General features: G+C 75.8%; 3 protein-coding genes. 2 read left to right on the top strand and 1 reads right to left on the bottom strand.

Features of this window, described 5'->3' with window-relative positions; genetic code table 11:
• Positions 1 to 326 precede the first annotated feature (326 nt).
• A complete protein-coding gene (locus H3C53_13325; GenBank protein ID MBW7917648.1) occupies positions 327 to 845 on the top strand; it encodes a DUF488 domain-containing protein in 519 nt (172 codons plus the stop codon).
• A 13-nt stretch (positions 846 to 858) separates the two neighbouring features.
• Here the strand turns inward: H3C53_13325 and H3C53_13330 are convergent, their stop codons facing one another.
• Positions 859 to 1,260, bottom strand: a complete 402-nt coding sequence (locus tag H3C53_13330; GenBank protein MBW7917649.1) for a hypothetical protein — start codon at positions 1,258 to 1,260, stop codon at positions 859 to 861.
• Between the two features lie 368 nt (positions 1,261 to 1,628).
• Here H3C53_13330 and H3C53_13335 point away from each other — a divergent pair.
• Positions 1,629 to 2,644, top strand: a 1,016-nt coding sequence (locus H3C53_13335; GenBank protein ID MBW7917650.1) for a hypothetical protein, incomplete at its 3' end; no start/stop codon positions are given.

Raw genomic sequence — 2,644 nt, forward strand, 5'->3', positions numbered from 1 at the left:
ACGCCGTTCATGATGATGCCTACGGTGTGCTGCAAGTCGATCCGCCTCCCGCGCCCGCCGGCGCCCGTCGCGGGGCGCCGGCGGTCTCTAGCCCGTGACCGCGCGCCCGTCTTCCCGCGCCCCCACGGGGACGCGCCATGTGATGAGGCGAGCATAAGCCACGCGGCGGCGCGCTGCCCGCCGTCACCGTGCGCCGTGGCCAGCTGGACTAGCCTGGGAGCGTGACGTGCGCCGCGACAGCCGATGACGCTCCGGCGGAGGCCGCGGGCCGGGGGGCGCTGGCGGAGCGCCCGGGCCGGCAGGTGCCGCCGGCGGCCGGACCGCCCCTGTTCACGGTGGGGCACTCGACGCACCCGATCGAGGAGTTCATCGCCATCCTGCGGGCCCACGGCGTCAGGCACCTGGTGGACGTGCGCACGATCCCCAGGTCGCGCCACAACCCGCAGTTCGAGGGCGAGGCGCTCGCGGCCAGCCTGGCGGGGGCAGGCATCGACTACCGCTGGGCGAAGGAGCTGGGGGGACTACGCCACGCCCGGCCGGACAGCGTCAACGGCGCCTGGCGCAACGCCTCGTTCCGCGGTTACGCCGACTACATGCAGACCCCCGAGTTCGCGGCGGCCGCCGACGCGTTGGCCGCCGAGGCGCGGGGCGGCGGCGTGGCCATCATGTGCGCCGAGGCCGTGCCGTGGCGCTGCCACCGCTCGCTCGTCGGCGACGCGCTGCTGGCCCGGGGAGTGCCGGTGCTCGACATCATGTCGGCCGACGCGGCACGACCGCACGCGCTGACGTCGTTCGCGGTGGTGGACGGCACCACGGTCACCTACCCGGCGGTGCCGGAGCGGTGACGCGCGCGGCGGCTCAGATTGGTTCGAAGACGATGGTGCCGGCGTCGAGGTCGGCGTCGGCGAGGCGGTAACCCGCGCTGCGCCAGGCTCGGCCCTGGGGCGTGTCGGAGTTGGCCCAGAAGGTGCGGAACTTGCGAGCGGAGTCGGGCAGCGGGGCGCCCAGCAGCTTGTCGATCTGCGTGAGGCTGAGCTTCACGCGCTTGCCGGAGGCCCTGCCGAGGTGGTCCGCCAGGGGGAGGTAGCGCGTGCCCGTGCCGGTCGGCCGGCCGCGCGCCGGGGCGGCGGGCGCCTGCGGCGCGGGGCTGCGCTGGTACCAGGCCCCGAGCAGCGAGTAGAACTCGGCCAGTCGGTCCTCCGGCACCAGCACGGGTAGTTCCACGAGCTCTGCGGTCGAGTGGGGCCTTGCGTCTTCCATTCCGGTCTCCTGTCGGTCTCTGGCCGCACGCGGCGCCGGATGCGGTCATCTGGCGCCCGGTAACGGTCGATACCGGCAGAATATCATGGGAGTTCCGCGATACTGCGGGGGGCCGGGGCGGGGTTGTGTGAGCGTTCGATATATCCAACTCCCGTACCCGGGAGAACCCGGCGCCTCGATGGGGTGCCATCGCTCGGGCGCGGGGGTCGCTGCGGCGGTTGACTTGCCGGGGCGCCGCTCCTAAGCTTTGTAAGTAGTTTTGTAAAGGTGTTTGGAGAAGGCGTGTCCGACCGTCACCCCCCGCAGCGCGCGTTCTCGAGACCGATCGACCTGGTCGCCATCCGGGCCATCCTCGCCGAGCCGACCGGGTGACCGCCACGCTGCGACGCGCCCGCGCCAGGCTGTACCTGGCCGCTCTCGTGCGGGTAGGTGGCTGGGCGGGCGCCGCGTTCGCCGTCTTCTGCGCCGCCGTGGGCGTGGCCGCCAGGAACGCCGCCCACTTCCCGGCGCTCCCCACCGTGCTGGTCGCGTTCGGCGCCGCCGGCGCCGTGACCCTGTGGGCGGCCGCCCGCCTCACCCCCGACCTCACGGGCACGGCCCGCGCCCTCGACCGCCACTTCGAGCTGGCGGAGCGGCTGAGCACCAGCCTCGAGGTGACGCACCGCCACGACGCCCTGGCGGCGGCCCTGCGCGCCGACGCCGCAGCGAGGATCGCCGCGCTCGACCTGAGGGTCTTCGTGCGACCGCGTTTGCGGCTGGTTCAGGCCGCGGCCCTGACCGTGGCGGTCGCCCTCGTGGGCTGGGCCTGGCTCGGCCCCGCCATCGGCGGCGCCGGTCCCCTCGCCGCCGAGCGGGCGGACACGGCGGCGCCCTCCGCGCCGCGCGCGCTGTTGACGCACCTGCCTGCGAGCGTCGAACGTGCCGCCCTCCCGAGCTCGACGCAGCCGGGGGCGCCGCGGCGCGAGGCGCGCCAGGGCGCCGGGCAGGACGCCCCGCGCCCCGGCGACGGCGCCGCCCGGACGACGGCGACCCCGTCTGCGGCCGCGGTGGCGCCCGCGCTCCCCACCACCACTCCACCGACGTTCATCGACCGTCCGCAGGGCGAGCCCGGCACCACGCCCGCCGCCGCACGGGCTCCCGGCGAGGAGCGCCAGGTCGCCGGCCGTGACGCCGCCGAGCTCCCCACCGCCCGCAACGACGGCAGCACCAACCCCCGCCCGGAGCAGGCGAGCAGCCGCGACCAGGAGCTGCGCGAGTACGCCCGTCACCGCGAGGCGGCTGGCGACTCGGGCGGTGGCGGTGGCGAACTGGTGGCGATGGTCGACGCGGCCGTCGCCGGCGACGCCACCGCCGACCTGGCGGGCGGCGCCGCGCCGCCCCCGCC

The organism is Trueperaceae bacterium, from assembly GCA_019454765.1.
Taxonomy (GTDB): Bacteria; Deinococcota; Deinococci; order Deinococcales; family Trueperaceae; genus JAAYYF01.